This is a genomic window from Nocardia sp. CA-119907 (genome assembly GCF_050955995.1).
In the GTDB taxonomy this organism is placed as follows: domain Bacteria; phylum Actinomycetota; class Actinomycetes; order Mycobacteriales; family Mycobacteriaceae; genus Nocardia.
The window spans coordinates 3,544,509-3,563,671 of sequence record NZ_CP192091.1 but is presented as its reverse complement, the minus strand read 5'-3'; the positions used below and the strand labels follow the sequence as shown (position 1 = coordinate 3,563,671).

Sequence of the window (19,163 nt, the reverse complement as noted above, 5' to 3'; positions counted from 1 at the left end):
ATCTGGAAGTCCCGGACGCCTCCGTGACCCCTCCATCGAAACCCGATGGCGTTTCAGCGAATTCAGACTCTACGATGCGACCACTCGCCGCGTAGCATCCTTGCAGCAAATTAGGGACTGTGACGCACGCAACTCCGCGCAAGTGCGCTGGTGATCACCGGAATCCGCGCCGCACTCGGGCATTCTCCGACTTCCGGTACGAAAACCACCCCGGCACACGGCGTTCAGTAGGCGGCATTGAGGTAATCGGCGGCATGGGTCGTCCACAGCACACTGGTGCCGGGCATGTTGTGCCCGGAGTAGAGCACGTGCTGACCGTCCGGCCAGGGCGTGAGATAGCCGATGACGCCATCGACCGCGGCGGCGTACCGGTTGAGGTTGGCGATCGGATCACTCATCAGGAAGCGGAGCAGTTCGGCGAAGATCAGCGGAGTCACATTGCCGATGCGGGCGCCTTCCACAAAGGAGAACGGCGAAATGCCGACGTCGATCACGCGCAATGGGGAGTCGCCGGGCGAAGAGGTGATGATGTCACCCGGATTCGCGTACTCCTTGACGTCGAGCGCGGGCCAGGCACCGCGTTCGCCGTGCAGCCCATAGGTCGATGCCGGGCACAGATTGCCGACCGACTGACCGCGCTTGCGCAGCGGGTTGGCGATATTGACCGCGAACGCGATCTCGAGCGGTGAGCCGTCGGTGTTCTTGTATTTCCCCGACCGCACCCCTTCCAGGATCTTGCTCGCGCAGATGCCACCGAGCGAATAGCTCAACAGCCCACAGACATTCGGCGAGTCCTGAATCGCTTTGACACCGGCGGCGACACCGAGGCGGATGGAGGTGTCCAGCGATGGACCCCACACATCCGGACTCGGTCCGACCGAGGCGGGCCAATCCGGCTCGAAGGCGGTGAAGCGGCCGGTATCGAGCAGTTTGGTGACATCGCGGAGCATCCCGGCCGGAGTCCCATTGCTGTTCCGCGGCTCGCCCGTGCCGCGGAGGGTGATGATGTCGATCATCGGTAACCTCCCTGTGCATCGCGCTTCGGTGCGATAGCTCCAGGTTGAACCGATAACCTCGCCAGCACCCGAGTATCGGGCTACTTCATTTCCCGCCGTGTTCGAGACTGCCGAGCAGTACTCGGACGATGCGGTCCAGATCGTTGCGGTCCTGCGCCGAAAGCACCGACAAGATGCGGGTTTCATTCTCGGTATGCGCGGTGACGACCTTGTCGATCAGCGCGCGGCCGGCCTCGGTCAAGGCGACCCGGACGGCGCGGCGATCCGCCGCGTCTGCGATGCGCCGGACCAACCCCGCGGACTCAAGACGGTCGAGCCGGCCGGTCATTCCGGCACGCGACATCATCAGCGTGTCGGCGAGCACCGACGGATTCAACTCGAACGGCTCCCCCGAACGACGCAGCGCGGCAAGCACATCGAACTCCCCGCGCTGCAGTCCATGCGCGCCGAAGACCGCCTCGATATCCCGCTGTGCGATGACGAACAGCCTGCCGAGCCGTCCGATGACGGCCATCGCCTCCAGTTCGAGGTCCGGCCGTTCCCGGCGCCACTGCCCGACGATCGCGTCCACCGGATCCGACTCCATCTCACCCATGGACAAGATTCTATTCGATGGGATATAGTTCGGTAGCGAATTATCAACAAGCGAATCAACTGGAGAACATCATGAACGCCACCACCGACCGCAAGTTCGCCATCCGCCAACCGCAGGATGCCGAGACCCTGGTGACCCCTTCGGTCACCATGCGCCTGCTCATCGACTCGAACGAGGCGGGCGGCGCGGTCAGCCACCTGGAGGTCACCATGGATCAGGGCGCGGACGGCGCGGCGCCGCACTACCACACCAAGTCGGACGAACTGTTCTACGTCGCCGACGGCGAACTGCAGGTCCTGGCCGGAGACGAGATCGTCACTGTCGCGGCGGGCGGATCGATCGTGGTGCCCAAACTCATGCCGCACGCCTTCGGGGCCACGCCGGACAGCTCGGCCCGGATCCTGATCGCCCTCATGCCCGCCGTCGAACGCTTCGGCTACTTCCGCCTGCTCGACCGTCTCGTCAAGGGCGAGGCCACCTTCGAGGAACTGCAGGCCTCCCAGGAGGAGTTCGACAACTGGTTCGTGGACTCGCCACAGTGGTGGGCCGAGCGCAATGCGAATCGGCGCAGCTGATCACGCGCGGCGGAACCGTGGTCGCGATCGAGCCCGAATTCGGGTGGGACGATGCGACGTGTGCATCCGCACCCGCGGATGCACAACCGCCAATCCTGGGCAATACCAACCGAACGACAACCGTCCGATAGTTGCTGAAGGATTGCGGGAACCGGTTTGCCATCTTACCGAAAAACTTTCGGCGCTAGTGCATCCCGAGCCTGAATCCAGTTTGCCAGCGGCGGCGAAATCTCCCGATCCGGACCGTGCGGGACCCCCCGCGCGTTATGATCCAGTTCCCGCTCGGGAGTCCTGGCAAATCGCGAGCAGATCGGAGAGCTCACTATGACCGACGCAATCCACCTCCCCGGTACCGCACCGACGGGTGACCGCGTCCCCGCGTTGCAGGGACTGTTGGTGGCCGAGTCGGAACGAGATTTCACCGTCAGAGTGACCGAAGGAACGTGGACCTTCCGCCGGGACGATGTACTTCGCGTAGTGGACTGGACCGATGGCGCGGCTACCGAGCGCGATGGCCGCCCGGTGCTGATGGATATCCGCCCCGGCGCCACCGCCGATTTCACCCGGCGCCTGCGCATCGACCTCGTCGACCGCCCGATGACATTGGCCGCGGAACCCTCCGCGGCGCTGGGAGATGAAGCGCTGCAACAACTCACCGCATCCTGGGCCGACGGCCTTCAGCTCGCCGACTACCCGGGCACCAGCGGAGCGACCTTCACCTACTGCCAAACCAAATCGCTCGCAACCAGCGACGACGGCATCAACTGCGACAGCCTCGACTGAACAGGACTGCGCATGGCGGCGCGCCGGACAGGTTCGGTCCTCATCGTCTCCGAATCCGATGATCTGCACGGCACCGCGATGGCGGCGACGTTGCGAGAACACCACGGGCTCAGCCCGATTCAGCTCGACCTGCGCGACTTCCCGCGCGAATCCGGAAGTTTCCGGCTCGATCGGCACGGTACCGCGCGTTCGCTCTCACATGTGATCGGGCTCGACGACGTCCAGTCGGTCTGGTGGCGAAGGCCGCATCCGGCACAGGTGCCCGCCGGCGTGCGTGCCTCGGATGACGCCTACCGCCAAGCCGAATGCGACGGCTTCATCCAGGGAATGCTGTGGTCGATACCCGCGTACTGGGTCAACGACCCCGGCGCCGATCGAACCGCGAGCCGCAAGATCGTGCAGTTGGAGACCGCACGGCGGGCCGGATTCGCGATTCCGGAGACGCTGATCACCAATGATCCGGACGAGGCGCGCAGCTTCGTCGAATCACGTTCCGGCGCGGTCGTTTACAAGCGCACCGGCACCGGGCGCGCCGAATTCGCGGAGACCAGAATCATCACCAAGGCCGATTTCGGCCGACTCGCGGGCATCCGCTCCGCGCCGACCACCTTCCAGGACTACATCGAGGCCAGCTGCGATCTGCGGGTGGTGTGGATGGACGGCGTCGAATGGGCGGTCCGCATCGACTCGCAGTCCGGCGTCGGCCGGGTCGACTCGCGGCTGGATACCACCGTCGACTTCGCTCCCGAGCATCTGCCCGCGTCGGTCAGCAAGTCGCTGGCCACGCTCATGGGAGCACTCGGCCTGAGCTTCGGCGTGCTCGATCTGCGCCTCGGCCTCGACGGCGAGTACTACTTTCTCGAGGTCAACCCACAGGGCCAGTTCGCGTATCTGGAGATCAAGACGGGCCTGCCGATGTTCCGCAGCCTCGCCAACCTGCTGGTCAACGGCGACGGCGCGGTACCTGGCTATTAGCGCGCTCGACTGTGCTCGGTGTCAGCGAAATCCATTCGCCGACACCGGGATCCAGATCCGTAACGCTACTGGCTTTTGCGGCGGTTGGCACCGCCGCGGCTGCGGAGCTGCACATGCGACTCCACCAGCACGTTGTGGATGAAACCGTAGGAGCGGCCGGTGGACCGGGCCAGCGATCGAATGCTGGCACCCGCCTCGTACTGCTTCTTCAGCTGGGTTTGCAAACGGTCTCGTGATTTCCCCGTGACGCGTGTGCCCTTACCCAGTGTGGCCTTGACTTGTGTGGGCCTGTCGCTCATGGCTTCCTCCGAGTCGCCGAGCCGCGTCCTTCCAGGCTAAACACTCAGCAAGCTGTGATCAACGGGTCTTTGTGATGAATATCACCGATCACCCGATTCGAGGGAGTGAAAACCTACCGCCCACAACGAAACTCCGTCGAGACAAGTCCCGATCAGGCCAGCTGAATCAGCTCCAAATACTCCGCCGACCAGTGATCTTCCTGGCCGTCCGGCAGCAAGATCACTCGTTCCGGGGACAGCGCCTCGGCCGCGCCCGGATCGTGGGTGACCAGGACGACGGCGCCCGCGTAGGTGCGCAGCGCATCGAGCACCTGTTCGCGCGAGATCGGGTCGAGGTTATTGGTCGGCTCATCGAGCAGCAGCACATTGGCGGCCGAGGACACCAGTCCGGCCAGCGCGAGCCGGGTCTTCTCACCGCCGGAGAGGGTGCCAGCGGGCTGTTCCAGCTGTGGTCCGGAGAACATGAAGGCGCCGAGCAGACCGCGCAGCTCCTGTTCACCGGCGTCCGGTGCGGCGTGACGGATGTTCTCCCATACCGTGGCCTGGTCGTCGAGGGTGTCGTGCTCCTGCGCGAAGTAGCCGATCTTGAGCCCGTGGCCCGGGACGAGACCGCCCGCCGTCGGCGTCTCCACCCCGGCGAGCAGGCGCAGCAGCGTCGTCTTGCCCGCACCGTTGAGGCCGAGCACCACGACACGGCTGCCGCGGTCGATGGCCAGATCGACGCCGGTGAAGATCTCCAGCGAGCCGTAGACCTTGGTCAGGTTCTCCGCCATCAGCGGCGTCTTGCCGCAGGCGGCGGGTTCGGGGAATTTGATCCGCGCAACCTTGTCCGCCACGCGCACGTCATCGAGTTCGGCCATCAAGCGGTCCGCGCGCTTGGCCATGTTCTGCGCCGCCGTGGCCTTCGTGGCCTTGGCGCCGAGCTTGGCCGCCTGCGCGCGCAGGGCGCTGGCCTTCTTCTCGGCATTGGCGCGTTCCCGGCGGCGGCGCTGTTCATCGGTGGCACGCGCGTCCAGATACTTCTGCCAGCCCATGTTGTAGACGTCGGCCTCCCCGCGCACCGCGTCCAGGAACCAGACCTTGTTCACCACATCACCGAGCAGTTCGACATCGTGGCTGATCACGATCAGACCGCCGTCGTGGTTCTGCAGGAAGCCGCGCAGCCAGGTGATGGAGTCGGCGTCGAGATGGTTGGTCGGCTCATCGAGCAGCAGGATGGTGTCCGAGCGCCCGCCGCTGCCGTCGGAGGCGGCGAACAGGATGCGCGCCAACTCGATTCGGCGACGCTGTCCACCGGACAGAGTGCGCAGCGCCTGGCCGAGCACCCGATCGGCCAGGCCGAGACTGTTGCAGATGCGGGCGGCTTCGCTCTCGGCGACATAGCCGCCGAGCGCCGAGAAGCGCTCCTCGAGGCGGCCGTACTTGCGCACCGCCTTCTCGCGTTCGGCGTCATCGACGACCTCGGCCATCAGCGCCTGCTGCTTCTCCATATCGCGCAGCAAGGTGTCCAGACCACGGGCGGAGAGCACGCGATCGCGGGCGAGTACGTCGAGGTCGCCCTCGCGCGGATCCTGCGGGAGATAGCCGATATCGCTGGAGCGCAAAATCTTTCCCGCGTAGGGCTCGCCCTCGCCCGCCAGAATGCGCAGCGTGGTGGTCTTGCCCGCGCCGTTGCGCCCGACCAGTCCGATCCGGTCTCCGGCCTGCACCCGCAGTGCCGGCCCGGGGGCCGACAGCAGGGTGCGGACTCCGGCCCGGACCTCCAGGTCCGTCGCGGTGATCACAGACTTCTCCTACGGGTACGTGGTGCTGGTCGGTTGCCGCTCGATTGTGCGACGCGAAGACACACAAGAACCACTGATTTTACCCGGCTCCAGAGGTGCTACCGACACCCGCCTTCCGGGTGTGACCGCGCTAACTCCGCGGCTCGGCGCTAGGCCGCCACGCCGGCCATGCTCGACTCGATGCTGGTGGCATTCGCGACGCGCTGGCCGCGGGCCTCACCGGAGCTGCGTTCGTAGTACTGATCGAACGCCGCCGCCGCGGCACCGGCCGATCCCGCCGACATCAGATGGCTGTACGCGCTCGATTCGCTGCCCTTCAGTTCGGAAACCATGAAATCGACTTGGAGCGTGTAATCGGTGACGGACCGGTGTTTGGGGTCGTTGGCGGCAAAATTCTCGAGAGCCGTCCGTCGGCCGCCTTCCCACTGGCAGAGGCCGATGGCTCCTTCTCCGGGGTTGTAGGCACCGGTATCGAAACCCGATTCGACCTGCATATTGCCCAAGATGCCCGCCGCTTGCGCCGGTGTGAAGCCCTTCTCGAGCAGGTACTGATAGATCTTGCTGGCCTGTACTTTCTGACCGCCGCTGATGGGTTCGGCACTCGCGCTGTTGCCAAGACCTGCGGGTCCGCTGGAGTTGCGGCTGTTTCCACCGCTCCCGGTATAGGTGGGGAACTGATTGCCGCTACCGATCGAATTCGGGGCACTTCCGCTGTGGTCCGACTCCGGGTCGGTGACCTTTCCGGCGATATCGCCCAGTTTGTCGTACGCGTCCGAGACTGCCGTCGCCGTCTTGTCGACCGCCTTATTGATCTTGTCGATGGCGGTCAGCTGTACCGCGATGCTGTGCGTCTGCGGCACATCGGTCTGATTCGGCACTTCGGCCACAAACCCCTTGACCGTGTGCACCAGGTTACCTACCTCGGTGCTCATGGTTATGGATACGTCGGCCGACTTCTGCGCGATCTGGGCGATATTGCTGTCCATCGAGTTCAGATCGGTCCGGTATTGCTTGTCCTGGCTCTCCTTGGCGTGGTACTTCGTGACGAGATCACCGGACTTCAGCTGCGACTGCCCCAGGCCCTCCAGCTCCTTGACCGTAATCGACTTCGCCGAGCCGTCGCCAACCGCCTTCACCAACGTCGTCAGCGCCGTCTCCGTATGGCTGAGGCAGGCGTTGAGGATAGGTGCGTCCGGGCGCGGCGGCAGCGTTGTGTCGACGTCGCCAGCCATATCTCACCTTCCGTCGATACCTCTCCGGCAGCTTAATCGCAGCTAGACGCCTTCCCTTTGCCATCGGGTCCCCGCCGGTGGGAACAGTCGCGCCGGGTCGATATCGCGCAATCCCGACCGGGTCCACTCGGCGGAATTCAACAGCGGTAGCGTGCCATCACATGACGACCGATCTGTTGGGCAAGAGCGCACTCGTTACCGGAGCCAGCCGTGGCATCGGTAAGGCCGTCGCGGCGGAACTGTTGCGGCGTGGGGCCAATGTGGTGATCACCGCGCGTAAGCCGGAACCGCTCGAGGAGACGGCCGCCGAGCTGCGGGCGCTCGGCCATCGGGGCGAGGTCAGCGCGCTGGCCGGCAATTCGGGTGATGCCGATAGCCGGGCCGCGGCGGTGGGCCGGGCGGTCTCGGAATTCGGCTCGCTGGACATCCTGATCAACAACACCGGCATCAATCCGGTCTACGGCTCGCTGATGGATGCCGATCTGGAGGCGGTGCGCAAGATCTTCGACGTCAATGTGGTCGCCGCGCTCGGCTATGTGCAGGAGGCGTACAAGGCGTGGATGGGCGCGCACGGTGGCGCGGTGGTGAATGTGGCCAGCGTCGCCGGCCTGCGCTCGACCGGTGTGATCGCGGCGTACGGCGCGTCCAAGGCCGCGCTGATCCGGCTCACCGACGAACTGGCCTGGCAGTTGGGCCCGAACATCCGGGTGAATGCGGTTGCGCCCGGTGTTGTGAAGACGAAGTTCGCCGACGCGCTGTATTCGGCCGACGAGGACCGGGCGGCGAGTGTGTATCCGATGAAGCGTCTCGGCACGCCGGAGGATGTCGCGCGGCTGATCGGATTCCTGGCCTCGGATGAGGCCGCGTGGATCACCGGAGAGACGATCCGCGTCGACGGTGGGTTGCTCTCGACCGGTGGAATCTGAGTCGTATCAGGACAATCCGCTATCGGCCGACGGAACCTGAGACGGCCGAAGGCAATCCGAGTTTCCGCTGAGACCGATGGCCGCGCGACGAATACCGCGCGGCCATCGGCTTTCTCGCTGTCTATACCCGCTGAGGCTGGCGCAGATCGTCCGGATCGGGCAGTGACGACGGCGCGGACGGTCCCTCGTCGAATCCGAAACGCTCGTGCAGCTTTTCGAGCGGACCCGGCGCCCACCAGTTCCAGTCACCGAGCAGTTTCATGACGGCGGGCAGCAGGAAGCCGCGCACCAGGGTCGCGTCTACCAGCACCGCCAGCGGCAGGCCGATGCCGAAGGACTTCATGAAGGTGATGTCGGAGGCCAGGAACCCCAGGAACACCAGGGAGATCAGGACCGCGGCGGCGGTGACGATCCGGCCGATCTTCTCCAGTCCGTGCGCCACGGCGGAATCGTTCTTGCCGGTGCGTTCGTACTCTTCGAGAATCCGCGACAGCAGGAACACCTGATAGTCCATGGCCAGACCGAATGCGACGCCGAAGAGCATGACCGGCACCGTCGGCGGCAGATCGCCGGTCACGGTGAAATCGAGCAGACCCGACAGGTGACCGTCCTGGAAGATCCAGACCAGTGCGCCGAAGGTCGCGGTGAGACTGAGCGCGCTGAGCACGATCGCCACCAGCGGCAGCACCACACTGCCGGTCAGCAGGAACAGCACGATCACCATGATGATCACGACGTAGGCCAGGGCCACCGGCAGCGCCGCGGTCACCGCATCGAGTGAATCGGCGCTGGCGGCCGCGATACCGCCGACCAAACGCTGCGACGGTGCCGGCACCGCGCGCAGATCCTTGGCGACCCGATCCAGCTCACCCGGATCGCTGGTATCCGGGGTCACCGAGAGGTATGCGGCGTCCTTGGTCTCGAAACGCGCGTGCTGCGCCGTGCCCGGGACGAGCTGACCGCCGTGCGCGTAACTACCGGTGGCGGTGTCGACGCGGCGGACATTGTCGACCTCGGAGAGTTTGCGCGCGTAGGCATCGAGTCCGGACTTGCCGTCGGGCAGTACCACGAACAGTCCATTGGTCTCTGTCGCCGTGAATTCGCGCTGGATGATCTCGGTGATCTGCCGGTTGTTCATCGACTCCGGCAGTGCCCGCTGATCCGGGAAGCCGAGTTTCACCCCGAGGAACGGGGTACCGAGCAGCAGTAGGAAGGCCGCGACCGCCAAGCCGATGGGCATCGGTTTGCGCATGACGAAGACCGCGAGCCGGTGCCAGAAGCCCTCGCCCGGAGCGGGCCGCTGCGGACGGAAGAACCAGCCGAGCTGACCGCGATCGATGCGGCTGCCGAGCAGTAGCAGGATCGCGGGCAGCACCGTCAGCGAGACCGTCGCGGCGATGGCCGCGACCGCCAGACCCGCATAACCCATGGAACGCACCGCCAGCAGCGGGAAGAACAGCAGACCCGACAGCGCCACCGCGACGGTGACGGCCGAGAAGGCCACGGTGCGTCCGGCCGAACGCATGGTCGCGGCCACCGCTGGTCCGGTCGGTGCACCGGCGGCCAGTTCATCGCGGTAGCGGCTGATGATCAGCAAGCTGTAATCGATCGCCAGGCCCAGGCCGAGCAGCGTGGCGACATTGGTCGCGGTCGCGGCGAGATCGGTGACCAGCGTGATGAGCCAGAGCGCACCCATGGTGATCATCACGGTCACCATGGCAACGACCAGCGGCAGGCTGGCCGCCACCAAACCGCCGAAGACGAACAGCAGCGCCACCAGCGTGATCGGGAAGGCGATGGATTCGCCGAGGGCGGCGTCCTTCTCGCTCTGTTTCACGGTCTCGTGCAACAACATCGCGTAGCCGCCGACCCGCACCTCGACCGGGCCGTGGGTGCCGCCGTAGCGATCCGCGAGCCCGCCGACCTTCTGGTCGACCTCGCCCTCCTCGCCGAGGATGCTGGCGACGATCAGGCCGGATTTGCCGTCGTCGCTGCGCAGGGCGGGTGACTTGTCCATCCAGTAGGACATGACACCCGCGACGCCCGGTTCATCTTTGAGCTTCAGCGCCAATTTGACCGCGGCGGTGGCGGCGTCCGGATCGTCTACGGAGGTGTCGCTGTGCACCAGCAGCACCAAGTTCGGCGGCGCCTGGCCGAAGGTTTCGCGCAAAATCTCGGTGGCCTGGCTGGCTTCACCACCGGGATCGCTGTAGCCACCCCCCTGTACCTTGTCGAACAACGTCGAGCTGAGCATCCCCATCGCCAGCGCGAGCACGACGAATACGCCGAGTATCCACTTGCTGCGCCGCTTGGTCAGATCGAACACCGCCACACCCTCATCACTCGTTAAGCCGCGCCGCGTTCGCTCCCTGACGAATCCGCGACGTGCCCGGATTGCACCTGCCTGGCCACCACCCGCATCGGCAGATGCTTCGGGTGCACCAGGGCGCCGATCACTGTTTCTTGCACCGCGATACCGGGCATCGGGCGCAGGCGCCAGCGCCCGCAAATCGTAGCAACCTGCAGCGCAACCTCGGTGAGCGAGAACACATTTCCCGGACACTGGCGGGTGCCCATGCCGAAGGGCAGGTAGGCGCCCTTGGGCCGGGACTCCATGGCCGCGGGCAGCCAGCGGTCCGGGTCGAACCGGTCCGGATCCGGGAACACCGCCGGATCCCGGTGCACCGCAACCGGACACACCAGCAGCATGGACCCCTTGGGCAGCGCCCGGCCGCCGAGTTCATAGTTCGCCGGCACATCGCGCACGGTGAGCCACGGCGAGTACACGCGCAGCGTCTCCATGACGATCCGCTTGGTCAGATCGAGCTGGGCGAGATCGGCGAATTCGGCGGGACGACCGCCGAGCACGGCGTCGATCTCCGCGTGGAAAGCGGCCTCCAGCTCGGGATTTCGGCCCAGTTCGTGGAAAACCCAGGACAGCGTCATACCGGTGGCTTCGGTGCCGCCGACCAGGAAGTTGATCAGCTCATCGTGCACTTGGGCGTCGGTCAGCGCGACACCGTCCTCGTCGCGGGCCTTGATCAGGGTGTCGAGCAGGTCGCCGTGGTCGAGAGTCGGATCGGCGGCGAGGTCGGCCCGATATGCCGCGATGATCTTGCTGGTGGCCGACTTCATCCCGGCGACAAGACCTTCGAAGCGACGGTTACTCGGCAGCGGCAGCCTGTCGATCCAGGCCGGGCGGGTGACCCGGCGGGCGAGCAGCGTCATCACCGGCGTGAGCATCTCGTGGATTTCCGCGCCGGTCTCCGCACCGAGGTCCCCGGAGAACAGCGCTCCGGCGACGGTGCGCAGCGCGAGGTCGTGCATCTCGGTATTGACGACGACCATTTGGCCATCGCGCCAGGCATCGGCCTGTTCGGCACCGAGGCGGGTCATCACGGTGGCGTACTGCGCGATGCGGCCGCGGGCGAAGGCCGGAGCGATCATTCGGCGTTCCCGCTTGTGCTGTGGACCAGAGAGCACGGTGACACCAGCGCCGAGCAGCGCCTCGGCCCGATCGATCATCGAACCCTGATCGGAAAGACCGACGAAGGCCTCGCGGATCAGATCCGGTTCGGTGACGACGTAGGTGTCGTAGCCGGGAATCTTCACCCGCACCACCGGGCCGAGCTCCGAGAGCGTCTGCAGGAAGCGGTAGGGCCTGCGGGCCAGACGGTGCGAATGTCCGATGAGGGGTAGGGCGCCCGGTGCGGTCGGCACCTCGGCGGTGCGGGTCGGGCGGCTGGTCAGCCGGGTGGTCATCATGCGAGCCTCCTAGGCGTGGATCGACTTTCGCTCCGGGGCGGGGCGGCGGCCGTAAGTCATCCGCGGGCGATCACGGCATCGACGCCACCGACCTGTTCGACCCAGTCGATGTAGGCGGCCAGCCCGTCGGTCAGCGATACCGTCGGCGCGTAGCCGAAATCCCGTGCGGCGGCACTGGTGTCGTAGGTATTGGAAACGGTCAGTGCCGCGGTGGTCCAGCTCGACAGCGGCGGCGCGTAGCGCTCCTTGATCGCCGGCACCCGCCAGATGGTGTCGAAAACCGCGATGGCGGCGTCGAAAACCGGCTTCGGAATGGTGCGGGTCGGTGGCGTCAGGTTCAGGGCGACGGCGAGGTCCTTGACGAACTTCCACAGGTCGACGTCCTCGGGATCGGCGAGGAAGTAGGCATTGCCCGCGACCTGATCCGAGCGCGCCGCCTGTAGGCAGGCCTGGGCGGCGTGTTCGCAATAGGTGATCGACACCATGACGCTCTTGCCACCGGAGAGGTCGGGCAGCCTGCCGGACTTCAGCTTGCGCAGCAGCAGCGTCATCCAGCCCGATGAGCGCGGCCCCCAGATCATCCGCGGCCGCAGCGCGCAGGTGACGAAATCGGGGGTGTTGCTGGCCAGGACGAGCTGTTCCGCGGCGGCCTTGGTCTCCACGTACAGGCTCTTCGGATCCGTCACATACGGCTCGGACTCGTCGATGCCGAAGCGGTCGGCGTCATAGGAGGTCGCGACCGAGGGACTGCTGACGAAGACGAACCGGCCGACACCGGCCTCCCGCGCGGCCCGCATCAGCCGCCGGGTGCCTTCGACATTGGCCTCCCAGAACTGGGCCCGGCTGCCGACCTCGGCGACCAGTCCGGCGCTGTGGTAGACCACATCGACGTCCTTACAGGCGGTGACCAGCGATTCGTAGTCGCCGAGATCGCCTGCCACCGTTTCGAGTTCGGGCACCGTCGACAGGTACCCGAGATCGCTCGACGGCCGCACGACGGCACGCACCTCGTCGCCCGCGGCGACGGCTGCGTCGACGAGATGGCTGCCGAGGAATCCGGTTGCCCCGGTGACCAATGCCTTCATGGCCTCATACCCTTTCCGGCCCATTCGGCCAATTCCTCGCGCCCGATCTTGGCGTTGTGCCGGATGTCGACCGGGAATCCCGGATGGGCACGGAATACCTTGATGGACCTGGTGACTTCGCGTTCACGCGCGATGGACCACAGTTCCCTTTGCACCCGTGAGATCTCCGAGGTGGCGACGCCGGAGCGCAATTCGAAACACAGCACCGGGATCTGTGCGCCCGGCTCGCCGACTCCGACGAGTGCGGTGCGGTGCACATCCGGATGGGTGTTGAAGATCTGCTCGCACTGGACGGTGAACAGGTCACCGGCCGCCGTGCGGACCCGCTGGGCCGCGCGGCCGCAGAACCACAGTCGTCCGGATTCGTCCTGCCAAGCCAGATCTCCGACGCGGTGCCAGCGGCGCACGGTGCCGTCCGGGCGCATTTCATCGATCTTGTTGCGGGCATCGGCGGTCGGGTTGCGGTGGTATGCGGTGCTGACCTGCGCACCGGTGGCGACGATCTCGCCGATCCGGCCCTGCGGCAGCACCAGATCGTCGTGCCAGGTCGGGATTTCGTCGTCGGAGATGGCGATGATGCGAACTCGAGTGTCACTCTCCGATTCCGCGATCGGGCGTCCGACACAGGTGCCGGCGCCCTCGGCGGTCTGCTTGCGCGTTTCGTCGAGTTCGGACCATTCGAGGGTGGTCAGCGGCAGCGCCTCGGTCGCGCCATAGGTGGTGAAGACCTGAGCGGTCTCGCCGAGTGCCGCCCGAACATGGGCCAGTGCGTCCAGATTCGCGGGCGCGCCCATGGAGATGACCCGGACCAGGCTCGGCAGTGCGGTGCCGGTCCGCGTCAGGTATTCCCCGAGTGGCCCGAGCAATGCGGGCGATGCGGTGACATCCGTGGCTTCGAAAGACCGCACCACATCGGCGAGCAATGCCGGATCCGCCTTCGACACCCGCACCGGATCCACCGGGCCGAGCACCACATGCGCGCCCTGCAGCAGATCGAAGATGCCGAACAGCGGTACCGAGGTCAGCGAGACGAAACCCGTTGGGCGGCCGTGCAACCGCTCGATCACCCGCAGCGAGGCGGCGAATCCGGCTCTGCTGAACTCGACGCCCTTCGCCGGTCCGGTGCTGCCGGTGGTGAAAGCGATCATCAGCAGATCGTCGGGTGCGTGGGTGCTCTCGGATGCGACCGCGCCGGGTGTCTGCCGCATGGCGGGCAGCGTGTGCCCGCCCCAGTACGAACGTCCCGCGGTCACGTGCACCCGCACCGAACGGAAGGTACGCCGCGCCGCGAGCCGCACCAGATGCGCCAGCGGGATTCCGATGAACGCCTCCGCACCGACACTGCGGAAGCAGTGCAGCATGCGGCGCACACCCATGCCCGGATCCACCACCACGGGCACGGCGCCGACCCGGAACAGCGCGAAGATCACCGCGAACAGATCGGGATCGGGCTTGACCATGACAATGGTCTTGACGCCCTTGGTGATCCCGATCCGTTCGAACGCCGCCGCATACGCCTCGACCCGCGCGCCCAGCTCGGCGAAGGTCAGCAACGCGAAGCCGAGATCTGCGGCGCGCTCGGCACGTTCGGGGTGCGCGACAGTCGGATAGCTGATAGCGGGCAGATCGGCGCGCTGTCGGATCTGGTGATCCAGCAGCGCGCTCAGATCGGCAAGCTCCTGGCTCACCCCGCACCACCGGCGGGGACGGTGTAGCTCACGCATCCGGCGATCGGACCGGATCCCGCGGCCACCAGCAGCAATTCGTCACCGGCCGACAGCGCACCGGTTTCCAGCAGCTGGTGATAGCCGATGATCAGACCCGAACTGCCCGCGTCCAGATCGCCGGTCGCGGCCTGATGTGTTCGGGCGAAACCGAATTCGCCCGCCAGGGTGGCCGCGAAGTCGGGCACCGGGTTATTGGTGACCAGCACGCGCCGCGCCTCCGGCCGCTCGGCGAGATAGGAGCGGACCGCGGCAAAGGCCGCGCCGGTGACCAGTTCGGCGTAGTCATCGGCAACGTCAACGGTGATCGAACGCTGTCCGTCGTTGCCCATCGCCTTCAGATCGAGGTATCCGGCGACACCGGGATGGGTGCCGACCGCGCGCGGCAGCGGCGCCGGGATGTGCACCCGATCGAAACCGGTGCCCTCATCGATACCCTTGGTCACCAGCAGCGCCGCACCGACCGCGGCATAGCGGAAGCCGGCCGGCGCGTGCTCGGCGCCGCCTGGATGGGCGTCACTGGCGACGATCAGCACTCGCTCGACCGTGCCGTTCTCCAGCAGCGCGCCCGCGGCCTGCAGTGCGTTGAGCACACCGCAGGACCCATTGCGCAGATCGAGTGAGAACCCCGCCCGCGAGGAGCCGACCTGGTAGTCCAGGTGCATCCCCAGTTCCTTCTGGATCAACGCCGCATTCGACGGTTCGACGATATTGCTGTCGCGGTAGACGCCCACATTGATCAGCACGTCGATATCGTTCGGCGCCACGCCCGCCCCCGAGAGGCACTCCTCGCCCGCCCGCACCGCGTGATCGATGGAACCGAGGGTCGGGTCGGCGCTGACGGCGGACCGGCGAATAATGAACGTCATTTCATCCCACCAATGCACTGATAGTTGCCGACAAGACGCCGAAGACCATTCCCGACGCGGTCGGTACGAAACATATCTTCGCGCCCTTCGGGATCTCGCCACGGGAAATGTAGTCGTGCAGTACCAAGAAATGCGTACTTGCCCCGGTGTTGCCGTATTTCTCGACGGTCGCCAGGCGCGGCGGCATCTCGGTGCCGTGAATCTTGCTGCCGGACTCGGCGAGCTTCTCGGTGAATCCGACACCGAGCTGATGGAACACGATGAAGTCGAACTTCTCGTCGGCGAATGTGGTGCCGCGTTTTGCGAGAATATCGCTGTGGAATTTCGCCCAGGTTTCACGGCGCGGCGCGGCCTGCATGGTGAGATTGTCGGTCAACATGATCATGTTCTCGCTGGCATCGCTCGGTTTGGCGATACATAGCGGCGAGTACTCGGCGCAGGTGGTCAGATCGACATAGTGCAGCACATCGTCTTCGTCGACCGCCGGGTCGAGAATGACCGCCACCGCCGCGTCCGCGAGGGTGAGTGCGGCGAACTGCCGATCGCGCACATCGATCGCCTCGGCGAGCGCGCCCTCGGTCACCGGCGAGATCACTTCGGGCGTCACCACCATGCCGTTGCGCACGACACCGGCACGAATCATGTTGTCGAGCAGATAGATTCCGGTCATGGTGCCGCCGCAGGCATTCGCCACGTCATAACCGGAGGCATTGACCGCACCGATGCGCCGGGCGATCTCCTGCGATGCCGATGGTTCGAAGACCATATGGAAGCCTTCGTGCACCGTGGTGCCGCCGCAGATGATGATGTCCAGGTCGGCGGCGTCCAGGCCGGATTTGGCCAGTGCGTCCAGCGCGGCTCTCGCACCCAGGGTCAGCGTGTCCTCGACGGTGCGATCCACCATATAGCGGTGCGTGATGCCGGTAATTCGCTCGACGTCGAACTCGCCGCCGCTCGTCATCCGACCGAGTACTTCGGAGGTAGTGTATTCGCCGGCCGGAAGGGCGGCTCCAAGGGCGCGTAATCGGGAAGAATTCACCGTAGCGGTCCTTTCGACAGAGACAGGCAGCACGAACTGCCCAATGGCACGACAATGGCCTCGGGCAGGGGTGCGGGAATTCCGTTCCACAGAATTGGGGAACAGCGAGCGACGAAATCCACACTGATTTCGGCAATCACGTCCGGATTGCCCAACCCTGGGCAATCCATCCGACAACGCCGAGCATACGACGCACGGCACAAAGTGACCAGTCCGATTGCGACGCCGAGCTACTCGCGGGTCACATCGGTGCTGGAAAATCCAGATTCGACATGATCGCATTATGAAAAATGTCACCGTCGATATCTGTGAACTATCACCACGCAACGGCGCTCGATCCGCCGCGCAGTAGGCTCCGCACGACCGACGAATCGATCCGCGAACGGAGGATCCGCCCTGCATACCGCCGAACTCGCTGTGCCACACCGGCATCCGCATTCCGACGCGGCCGCGCGATGACCGCCGACATCATCGTGTGCGGCCTCGGCCCCGCCGGTCGCGCGCTCGCGCACCGCTGCCTCGCACACGGAATGTCGGTCACCGCAGTCGATCCGCTTCCGCATCGCCGCTGGTCAGCAACGTATGCGGGGTGGTACGACGAGTTGCCGCGATGGCTGGATCCACAGGTCGTCGCCGCCACCGTCGATCGCCCCGCAGCCTGGGGCACCCGGATACACCGACTCGACCGGACCTATGTCGTCTTCGATTCCGACCAGCTGCGAGATTCACTGAATCTCGACGGCGCCCACATATCGGCGGATCGCGTTGTCGAAATTCGGCACAACACAGTAACTTTGGCTTCGGGCACAATATATACCGCGAATCGTGTTATCGACGCACGAGGAATTGCCCGCTCTCCCGCGCTGGCCGAGCAAACCGCGTACGGCGTTGTCGTCCAACGGGATACTGAGATCGAGTCGCTGTTCATGGACTGGCGCCCGGACAACGGCGCGGAACCCGGTGCGCCCCCGTCATTTCTGTACGCGGTACCGTTGGGTGCGCGAACCATGCTACTGGAGGAGACCTGCCTCGCCGGGCGTCCCGCCCTCGGCACCGCGGTCCTGCGCGACCGGCTGCACCACCGGTTGCGGGCACGCGGCATCGAACTCACCGGGACCGAACCGATCGAGCGCGTGCGATTCCCGGTGCAGGGCGGGCGGCCCGGGCGACGCGCCTTCGGTGCGGCGGGTGGCTTCACCCATCCCGCAACGGGTTACAGCGTCACCGCCGCACTCGCCGCGGCCGATATGGTCGCGCTCGGAGCCACGGCATGGCCGATACGGGCGCGTGCCGTACATACGCTGCGGACCGCCGGTCTGCGGGTGCTGCTCGCACTGCCGCCCGCCGATATACCGGTCTTCTTCGATGCCTTCTTCACGATTCCGCCGGAATTACAACGAGCGTATCTATCGGACCGCACCGACTTCGGCGGCACTGTCGCCGCTATGCGCACCCTCTTCGCCGCCCTGCCGACTCCCCTGCGTCAGCGCGTCGCGACCACGACACTCGGGATACCGATTCGCTCGCGCATGCGAATGGGTTCGTCCATGATGGAGTGATGGCACGAGCTATCTGGAAGGGCTCGATCGCATTCGGGCTGGTAAACGTCCCTGTCAAGGTGTACACCGCCACCGAGGACCACGATATCCGGTTCCACCAAGTGCATGCCAAGGACGGCGGACGGATCAAGTACGACCGGGTCTGCACGGTCTGCGGCAAGTCCGTGCAGTATGCCGATATCGACAAGGCCTACGAATCCCCCGAGGGTGACAAAGTCATCCTGACCGACGAGGACTTCGGCAAACTGCCCGCAGCGGAAAAGCACGAGATTCCGGTGCTGCAGTTCGTGCCCTCCGACCAGATCGATCCGATCCTGTTCGAGAAGAGCTACTACCTGGAGCCCGATTCGAATACCCCCAAGGCCTACGTGCTGCTGGCGACCACGCTGGAACGCATCGACCGGACCGCCCTCGTGCACTTCACCCTTCGGCAGAAGACCCGGCTCTCCGCGCTGCGCGTGCGCGACGGTGTGCTGGTGTTGCAGACGCTGCTGTGGCCCGACGAGGTCCGCGCGGTCGACTTCGAATCCCTCGACGGCGTCGCCGAGCCGAAGCCGCAGGAGATCAAGATGGCCGAGACGCTCGTCGAGACCATGTCCGACGATTTCGATCCCGACCAGTACACCGACGAATACCAGATCGAGCTCAAGAAGGTGCTCGACGACGCGATCGCCAGCGGTACCGGAAAGATCGTCAGCCAGCCCGAGGCCGTGCCCGCCGGGATGGATGCCGAGGTCGTCGACCTGGTGGCGGCATTGCAGCGCAGCCTGGAGGCCAGCGGGCGGCGGGCCGCGGAAGGCTCCGCGAGCGCGGCCGCGAAGCCGAAGGCCAAGGCGGCACCGGCGAAGAAGGCCACCAAGGCGGCTGCGAAGAAGACCGCCACCAAGCCGGCCAAGAAGACCGCGAAGAAGACCGCCGCCCGCAAGGGCGCATAACC

17 protein-coding genes are annotated in these 19,163 nt (G+C 65.7%); 6 read left to right on the top strand and 11 right to left on the bottom strand.

The genetic code is table 11. From position 1 onward, the window contains the following. Positions 1 to 224 precede the first annotated feature (224 nt). Entirely contained in the window at positions 225 to 1,016 is a 792-nt protein-coding gene (locus ACQP2D_RS15835) for a hypothetical protein (RefSeq protein WP_433684448.1), read from the bottom strand. Positions 1,017 to 1,101: 85 nt separating this feature from the next. Then, positions 1,102 to 1,611, bottom strand: coding sequence for a MarR family winged helix-turn-helix transcriptional regulator (locus tag ACQP2D_RS15830; RefSeq protein WP_433684447.1), 510 nt, complete (start codon positions 1,609 to 1,611; stop codon positions 1,102 to 1,104). A 149-nt stretch (positions 1,612 to 1,760) separates the two neighbouring features. Between ACQP2D_RS15830 and ACQP2D_RS15825 the strand changes: the two genes are divergently transcribed. The 3 genes from ACQP2D_RS15825 to ACQP2D_RS15815 all read left to right on the top strand — a co-directional run bounded on the left by ACQP2D_RS15825 (position 1,761) and on the right by ACQP2D_RS15815 (position 3,944). After that, on the top strand, positions 1,761 to 2,186 hold the full coding sequence (locus ACQP2D_RS15825) for a cupin domain-containing protein (protein WP_433685668.1): 426 nt from the start codon (positions 1,761 to 1,763) through the stop codon (positions 2,184 to 2,186). A gap of 324 nt (positions 2,187 to 2,510) precedes the next feature. After that, positions 2,511 to 2,969 carry a hypothetical protein gene (locus ACQP2D_RS15820; protein ID WP_433684446.1) on the top strand — a complete coding sequence of 153 codons (459 nt, stop codon included), beginning with the start codon at positions 2,511 to 2,513 and terminating at the stop codon, positions 2,967 to 2,969. A gap of 12 nt (positions 2,970 to 2,981) precedes the next feature. Beyond that, positions 2,982 to 3,944 (top strand): hypothetical protein, encoded by a 963-nt coding sequence (locus ACQP2D_RS15815; RefSeq protein WP_433684445.1) that lies wholly within the window; start codon positions 2,982 to 2,984, stop codon positions 3,942 to 3,944. A gap of 65 nt (positions 3,945 to 4,009) precedes the next feature. On the opposite strand, the gene ACQP2D_RS15810 is transcribed toward ACQP2D_RS15815, so the two are convergent. The 3 genes from ACQP2D_RS15810 to ACQP2D_RS15800 all read right to left on the bottom strand — a co-directional run bounded on the left by ACQP2D_RS15810 (position 4,010) and on the right by ACQP2D_RS15800 (position 7,259). After that, a complete protein-coding gene (locus ACQP2D_RS15810) occupies positions 4,010 to 4,243 on the bottom strand; it encodes a helix-turn-helix domain-containing protein (protein WP_063043281.1) in 234 nt (77 codons plus the stop codon). Between the two features lie 152 nt (positions 4,244 to 4,395). After that, positions 4,396 to 6,027, bottom strand: a complete 1,632-nt coding sequence (locus ACQP2D_RS15805) for an ABC-F family ATP-binding cassette domain-containing protein (protein ID WP_433684444.1) — start codon at positions 6,025 to 6,027, stop codon at positions 4,396 to 4,398. A 149-nt stretch (positions 6,028 to 6,176) separates the two neighbouring features. Next, a complete protein-coding gene (locus tag ACQP2D_RS15800; RefSeq protein WP_433684443.1) occupies positions 6,177 to 7,259 on the bottom strand; it encodes a phage tail tip lysozyme in 1,083 nt (360 codons plus the stop codon). Positions 7,260 to 7,420: 161 nt separating this feature from the next. On the opposite strand from ACQP2D_RS15800, the gene ACQP2D_RS15795 reads away from it, so the two are divergent. Beyond that, positions 7,421 to 8,185, top strand: coding sequence for an SDR family oxidoreductase (locus ACQP2D_RS15795; RefSeq protein WP_433684442.1), 765 nt, complete (start codon positions 7,421 to 7,423; stop codon positions 8,183 to 8,185). Between the two features lie 121 nt (positions 8,186 to 8,306). Here the strand turns inward: ACQP2D_RS15795 and ACQP2D_RS15790 are convergent, their stop codons facing one another. From ACQP2D_RS15790 to ACQP2D_RS15765, 6 genes are read right to left on the bottom strand one after another with little or no spacing between them, the layout of a single operon-like run. Beyond that, positions 8,307 to 10,511 carry an MMPL family transporter gene (locus ACQP2D_RS15790; protein ID WP_433684441.1) on the bottom strand — a complete coding sequence of 735 codons (2,205 nt, stop codon included), beginning with the start codon at positions 10,509 to 10,511 and terminating at the stop codon, positions 8,307 to 8,309. 20 nt (positions 10,512 to 10,531) lie between these two features. Then, positions 10,532 to 11,950, bottom strand: coding sequence for a cytochrome P450 (locus ACQP2D_RS15785; RefSeq protein ID WP_433684440.1), 1,419 nt, complete (start codon positions 11,948 to 11,950; stop codon positions 10,532 to 10,534). Between the two features lie 56 nt (positions 11,951 to 12,006). Continuing rightward, positions 12,007 to 13,059, bottom strand: a complete 1,053-nt coding sequence (locus ACQP2D_RS15780; RefSeq protein ID WP_433684439.1) for an NAD-dependent epimerase/dehydratase family protein — start codon at positions 13,057 to 13,059, stop codon at positions 12,007 to 12,009. Then, positions 13,032 to 14,723: a fatty acid CoA ligase family protein gene (locus ACQP2D_RS15775; protein ID WP_433684438.1), complete on the bottom strand. Its 1,692-nt coding sequence runs from the start codon at positions 14,721 to 14,723 to the stop codon at positions 13,032 to 13,034. Before ACQP2D_RS15775 ends, ACQP2D_RS15780 begins: the two co-directional genes overlap by 28 nt. Next, entirely contained in the window at positions 14,720 to 15,628 is a 909-nt protein-coding gene (locus tag ACQP2D_RS15770; protein WP_433684437.1) for a hypothetical protein, read from the bottom strand. Before ACQP2D_RS15770 ends, ACQP2D_RS15775 begins: the two co-directional genes overlap by 4 nt. A gap of 1 nt (position 15,629) precedes the next feature. Continuing rightward, the gene (locus ACQP2D_RS15765) at positions 15,630 to 16,667 is read right to left on the bottom strand and encodes a 3-oxoacyl-ACP synthase III family protein (RefSeq protein WP_433684436.1); all 1,038 of its coding nucleotides are present in this window, start codon (positions 16,665 to 16,667) and stop codon (positions 15,630 to 15,632) included. 455 nt (positions 16,668 to 17,122) lie between these two features. Between ACQP2D_RS15765 and ACQP2D_RS15760 the strand changes: the two genes are divergently transcribed. Then, positions 17,123 to 18,226, top strand: coding sequence for a lycopene cyclase family protein (locus ACQP2D_RS15760; RefSeq protein WP_433684435.1), 1,104 nt, complete (start codon positions 17,123 to 17,125; stop codon positions 18,224 to 18,226). Continuing rightward, positions 18,226 to 19,161 (top strand): Ku protein, encoded by a 936-nt coding sequence (locus ACQP2D_RS15755; protein WP_433684434.1) that lies wholly within the window; start codon positions 18,226 to 18,228, stop codon positions 19,159 to 19,161. Before ACQP2D_RS15760 ends, ACQP2D_RS15755 begins: the two co-directional genes overlap by 1 nt. Positions 19,162 to 19,163 lie beyond the last annotated feature (2 nt).